We start from the raw sequence: 6,022 nt of genomic DNA on the forward strand, positions 1-6,022 counted from the left end.
CAAAGGTCATTGACGGGCAAATTAGCGAGGATAATAAGAAGACATGGCTAACAGTCGAGGAATTTAAGAAAAAGCACGAGGCTATTCTATCTCTGACTTTTGAAGAAGCAAATGAACGAAGTTTGATTGAAATTCAAACGATGGATGTTGTAGACGACCCTCTTTGGGAGGAAGAAGCCACTCGTCGAAAAGAATATATACTAGCACATGGAGGCGATATCTCAGATTTATGAGACTATATATAAAAGGCGATTACACCAAAGAAATTCCATTTGATTACATGGAACTAGCGAAAAGGATGTGGTTTGAGGAAAAAGATGGAATAGAGCCAGATTTATCGTATGCTGGGTATCTAGATTTACCAATCGATAAACTTTCTATTCACTTAGAATTAGACAAGAAAACTCATGATGATAGATGGAAAAGTGTTCAGATTAAGGAAGGGATAAAATATGATTTTTTATCCCATAAATGTGAATATATACAGCTAGATTACGAAGATGCTATGATGTCGGACTTTCGTGAGAAAGGCGAATGTTTAAGAATCGCTTCTACCCACCTTGACCTTCTCACTGTTGATAAACGTGCTTTCTATATTATGGCCATTGAAATTGCGACTGCTATTGATGGTCAGATTAGCGAAGATGATAAAGAGAGCTGGTTAAGTGTGGAGGGATTTAAAAAACGGCATGAGGATATCCTTTCGATGAGTTATGAAGAAGCTAATGAGCTGAGTTTGGAAGAAATTCCGTTTATGGATGATGTGAGAGACCCAGTTTGGGAAGAAGACGACCGCAGGAATGAAGAATACATCAAAATCCATGGTGAACCAGTTTATGACGATGAGGAAGACGAGTGATAATTTACAATAACATTTATTTGAAAGAGAGTGTTGAATAGGGGGAAGACTAATGCTAGATAAATTAAAACAGTTTAAATTGTTGATTGTATTGTTTTTGTTTCTGTTAGCGATTCCTTTATATTTTACTTACAATCATTTCCAACAATCTAGTGTTTTAAAAGAAGCCTTTGAGAAAAATGAGAGAATTGAAGTTCTACATCGTTTGATGGCATCAGAAAAATATGCACCTGACATCCGTAAAGCGGGTTATGTCGTTCCTCCCGATGGAGCTATTCGCTTGGATGGAGGAATTGACTCCATAGAGATAAAAGGAGACATCGATTTCAAAATATCGCATCCTGGACGGAATGGGGTTACTGCTTATTTTGAAATAGAGATAGATGGTAAAATAACTAGTGCACTATATGAATTGGATAAGAACTTTGATATAATTTCTAGCACCTATTTTCAAATAAATGAAAAAAATATAAATGAGAGAGTGAACATCTCTCAATCCGAAGAAGATCGCCTATTAAAAATTATTAAAAAAGAGCTTGAGGATTTCATGGAAAAGATGTATCAGACTTTGTATGGATAGTTTCCCAGAGAAAGAAGCTTCTTGCTCAATACAATCCTGTATGAACAACTGGTTGTGTTGAGGAATTTTACTAGAAAAAGATACCGTAGATAAGCTACAAAAAAATTACCCAAGTACTTATAATTTCATTCGAAATATTGAAACAGGTAATCAAGAATTGACAGAGATGAGGTGATTAGATGAGGAAGAAAAAATTTGTAATTTTTTCATTGTTAATGGTTCTATTATTATCTTTCTCTGGTTTTCAGTACTATAAATATCAGAGAGTTTATAATATTTTTGATGAAATATACTACGAAGAAAGTGATTATCACAATTATACATTTCTCTGGAAAGGGCGAACTTTTTATAAGTTAAAAGGTTTAAAAATTGTGGACAACGATTCTCAAGAAATTTCTATTCATTCTATTGATTATAAAAGTGTAGATTTACCAAATACTATTCATTCTCTAGGTTATTATTTTTATTTTGGATTTCAGGAGATGACGAAAGTTGGGATAGAAATGCGTTTGAGAATACCAAATACAGAGACAAGCATAAATGTAGATTACCTGTACGATGTAAACAATCAGCAATTAGAACGATTTATATGGTATCACGATGAGAAAAGCGAAAGATATTATCATCAGTCTCAAGTAGAGGACTTTCTTGCCAAACACGGTAAGACTGTCGATGAGATTCGCAAGGAAGCAGATAATGTACTCCGTAATAAAGTCCTTAAAGATTGGACCACTATCTACTCTAGTCGTTTTAGCCCAGATAATTGGGGAGAAGTGAGCGTTAAAGATATATGGAGAATAGAATAACAAATGGAACGATGAGGTAATAGTTTTATAAAGGAAGGTTGGCATGAAACAATTCTTAAGAATATTTTGTTAAGAAGAAGTTGCTTTGGAGAAGTAAATGAGAAATAAAAACAAATTTATCTTTTGTTCACTCGTTTTGCTTGTTTATTTTTTATTGTTCATTTTGAAGCCGATCTACCAATATATTTCATTTTCTAAGATGGATGTGAATAGTAGTATGGTTCAATTGATTCAAGATAAAAATAATCAGGATTGGCATGCTCTTGATAAGCATATTCATCTAGTGCCCTCAAAAGAAAATGGAAAGAACATCGGCCTTATCTATGTGGTGGATGACTATAATCAAATTGAAAGTAAGATTTCTTCTGAGAATCAAGCGGTATCCATCAGTTACAATAATCGATTACAAGGAGACAAGAGTGTTGAAATTAGTTGGTTAAATGGGGAAAAGCGGTTGTATCATGCTGGGAGATATTTGAAATTAGCAAGTGAAAATCAAGCTGTGATTGAAAGTAACACAGGTTCTTCAGTGACCGTTTGGGAACAACGTTCGGAGAAAGCTAAAAAGCGATTATATGCGGTTGTAGAACAAATGAAAAAAACTGTTCTAGAGCATTTGTTCCAGCAAATAGTGTTCTGTTCGTTAGCTGTCATTCTCTTTCTTTTAAGGTGGAAAATATATTATCATTTAAGGAGGTATTGAAATTCGCAGGGGTTCTGAACTTCAATAAAGCTTCTAGGGATATGATGCTATCGGACGATGGAGATGCCTACTATCGTGCCGAATTAGAGAAGCGCTTAAAAGGTCACGACAAGTCCGAATGGGATAAAATAATCGACGACTACAATCACACTCTTAAGATTGATGAAACAGGGAATATCATTGACATTTATCCATTTGAACAAGGTTATTTCGTTTCAAAAAATGGGAAATACGATGCTGACTATACTCATTTGGTTAACAAAAAGTTTGATGAACTAAAAGCACAAAACTTTGAAGCAAATTCAGTCGAATTTTGGAGTGGAGTAGCTCAAATATTCTCTGGATTGGGAGTTTACTTTGCGAGTGGCGCCCTCGAAGTTTTGAGTATCATGGCTGGTCCGCCAACAGCAGGGACAAGTATCGTAGCTGGTACGGCAGTGTCCGTATCAGGAGTACAATATGGAAATGTACTGATAGCTAGTGGAGCAGTGACTAGCTTATCAGCTATCACAAAGACGGCCTTACAAAATGGCGAAATTCAGGTTAATTATTCTAGCAACTACGATAGCTGGAAGGCCAATAAACCGACGAGTAAGACCATTTCTGGTAGGGGTGGTAAACAAATTGAAGCCCGAGTAGGAAATCGAAAAGAGAACATTCGTGTAGATTGGGAGCTAAATAGTGGTCCTAATGGTGAAGGAGTATTTCAGGTTCAATCTGGAAGTGGGAAGTCGGGCTATTCGCTTAACGAAGCTATAGATGTTAATAGTATTTCAAGCAAAACAGATATATTGGATTGGGTGAATAAAACTAAAAAGATAAAGAATCTAGATAAAAGTGTGAAGAGTGAAATTGTAGAAAGAATCTGGAAAGGATACCGAAACTATTACGGAAATTAGGTGAAGTGTATGAGACTATATATCAAAGGAGACTATACTAGAAAAGTGCCTTTTGGATACAGAGAACTCGCATGGAAAATGTGGTTTAAAGAAAGAAATGGTCAAAAAATAAGTTTCTCAAATGTCGGGGATGATGAGATGTTGCAAAATGACTTCTATTTATCTTTGAGGTTAGATAAGTGGGGAGCAAGTGGCTCTCGTTGGAAAGATGCCAAGGTTAAAGGTGGTAGTGCAATCAATTCCCAAAAATATGAAAATATTGATTTGGATTATGAGGGAAGTTATGAAAGCGACGGTAGAGAAAAGGGAAAATATCTAAGAATCGCTTCTAATTATTTGGATGTTTTAACAGTTGATAAACGAGCTATGTATATTATGGCACTCGAAATTGCGACTGCGATTGATGGAAAAATTAGTGAAGATGATAAGAAAACATGGTTAAGAATCGAGGAGTTCAAGGAAAAGCACAAAGATATCTTATCTCTGACCTTTGACGAAGCAAATGAGATGAGTTTGGAAGAAATTCAGACGATTGACGCTATTGACGAACCCATCTGGGAAGAATTGGATAGGCTTCGTGAAGAATACATCAAAATCCATGGTGAACGTGTGTATGACGATGAGGACGACGAGTGAGACTATATCTTAAAGGCAACTACGAAACTAGTATATACCAAACCTGTATGGAATTTCCTTGGAAAATGTGGTTCAAAGAACGCAAAGGTGTGGAAGTTGGTTTTTCTTACGCATTTAATGAAAATTTTTATTTGAGTTTAACTCTAGATAAATTTTCTTCAAATGATGAGCGTTGGGGAATGGCTGATTTTAGAATAGGAAAAGACTCTTGGGCGACTTTTAAGCGTGAAAATTTAAATTTAAATTTTGAAAATTCTTATGAAAGTGATGGGCGAGAAAAAGGAGACTGTCTTCGAATAATCACGACTCATAAGGATATTCTAACGGTTGATAAGCGAGCGCTCTATATCATGGCGATTGAGGTTGACGGTCAAATCAGCGAAGACGACAAAGAAACATGGCTAAATATTGAAGAATTCAAAACGAAACATAAAGACTTACTGAATATGACCTACGACGAAGCGGTTGATATTAGTTTAGAAGAGATAAAGGTTTTGAAAGCCATAGACGAGCCTCTTTGGGAAGAATTGGATAAGAAGCGCGAGGAGTATATCCGAATCCATGGAGAGGTGGAGTTGGACGACGATGAGGAAGACGAGTGAGACTATATATAAAAGGTGACTATACTAGAAAATTGCCATTTGGCTACAGAGAACTCGCATGGAAGATGTGGTTTAAGGAACGGAAAGGCAAGAAAATAAGTTTCTCCAATGTTGGTGACGATGCTATGTTACAGGATGATTTTTACTTTGGTGTTCGGTTACACAAATGGTCTTCAGTTGACGAAAGATGGGATAAGGCTCCTTTTATAATTCCTAGTAATCCTTGGTTGTCTTTGGAATATGAGAGTGTAACACTTGAATTTGAAAAAACTTTCATTACAGAGTGGAGAGAACGTGGAGATTATCTACGTATCGCAACATCTCATATAGATGTTTTAACAGTAGATAAACTTGCTTTATACATTATGGCGGTCGAGGTTGCGAGTGCAATAGATGGTAATATCAGCGAGTATGACAAAGAGACATGGTTAGATGTAGAGACTTTTAAGGAGCTACATAAGGATGTTCTTTCGCTGACTTATGATGAAGCGGTTGAAATTAGTTTGGAAGAATTAAAAACAATGATACCAGTAAGAGACCCTCTATGGGAAGAGGAAGAACGCCTTCGTGAAGAATATATCAAAATCCATGGAGAACGTGTTTATGACGATGAGGAAGACGAGTGAGAATTTATATTAAAGGCGATTATACAAAAAGAGTACCTTATGGTTATTTAGAACTTGCTAGCAAAATGTGGTTTCCAGAAGAAAAGCAAGTTTCTTACTCAAATGCTGGGAATAATGATGCATTACAAGAGGATTTTTCTGTAAATTTATCCTTGAGGAAAAGTACTGCAGATAAGCGATGGTCTAGTGTCCCCCTAAAGGAAGAGGTACGAAGACTCTTTTCACATCTTAACGAATGTATTGAGATAGAGTTTGAAGATGCGTTTGCTACGGATTATAATGAAAAGGGAGACTATCTCCGCATTTTAACC

At 36.0% G+C, this 6,022-nt stretch carries 7 protein-coding genes and 3 pseudogenes; all 10 read left to right on the top strand.

Features of this window, described 5'->3' with window-relative positions; all coding sequences use genetic code 11:
- Positions 1-233, top strand: a pseudogene (locus D8849_RS10225) (hypothetical protein); the annotation flags it as partial.
- Positions 230-859: a hypothetical protein gene (locus tag D8849_RS10230; protein WP_125387001.1), complete on the top strand. Its 630-nt coding sequence runs from the start codon at positions 230-232 to the stop codon at positions 857-859. The pseudogene D8849_RS10225 and the gene D8849_RS10230, both read left to right, overlap by 4 nt.
- A gap of 52 nt (positions 860-911) precedes the next feature.
- Positions 912-1,439: a thiol-disulfide isomerase gene (locus D8849_RS10235; RefSeq protein WP_125387002.1), complete on the top strand. Its 528-nt coding sequence runs from the start codon at positions 912-914 to the stop codon at positions 1,437-1,439.
- A 179-nt stretch (positions 1,440-1,618) separates the two neighbouring features.
- The gene (locus D8849_RS10240) at positions 1,619-2,245 is read left to right on the top strand and encodes a TipC family immunity protein (RefSeq protein ID WP_125387003.1); all 627 of its coding nucleotides are present in this window, start codon (positions 1,619-1,621) and stop codon (positions 2,243-2,245) included.
- 97 nt (positions 2,246-2,342) lie between these two features.
- Positions 2,343-2,948, top strand: a complete 606-nt coding sequence (locus D8849_RS10245) for a hypothetical protein (RefSeq protein WP_042750691.1) — start codon at positions 2,343-2,345, stop codon at positions 2,946-2,948.
- 23 nt (positions 2,949-2,971) lie between these two features.
- Positions 2,972-3,847: pseudogene (locus tag D8849_RS10250) on the top strand (virulence protein); the annotation flags it as partial.
- A gap of 9 nt (positions 3,848-3,856) precedes the next feature.
- A complete protein-coding gene (locus D8849_RS10255; protein WP_125387004.1) occupies positions 3,857-4,483 on the top strand; it encodes a hypothetical protein in 627 nt (208 codons plus the stop codon).
- Complete coding sequence (locus D8849_RS10260; protein ID WP_125387005.1) at positions 4,480-5,085, top strand: hypothetical protein; 606 nt, start codon at positions 4,480-4,482, stop codon at positions 5,083-5,085. The genes D8849_RS10255 and D8849_RS10260 overlap by 4 nt, the downstream gene beginning before the upstream one ends.
- On the top strand, positions 5,082-5,711 hold the full coding sequence (locus tag D8849_RS10265; protein WP_125387006.1) for a hypothetical protein: 630 nt from the start codon (positions 5,082-5,084) through the stop codon (positions 5,709-5,711). The genes D8849_RS10260 and D8849_RS10265 overlap by 4 nt, the downstream gene beginning before the upstream one ends.
- Positions 5,708-6,022: pseudogene (locus D8849_RS10270) on the top strand (hypothetical protein); the annotation flags it as partial. The gene D8849_RS10265 and the pseudogene D8849_RS10270, both read left to right, overlap by 4 nt.

The sequence above is a fragment of the Streptococcus mitis genome (assembly GCF_003942765.1).
GTDB lineage: Bacteria > Bacillota > Bacilli > Lactobacillales > Streptococcaceae > Streptococcus > Streptococcus mitis_BE.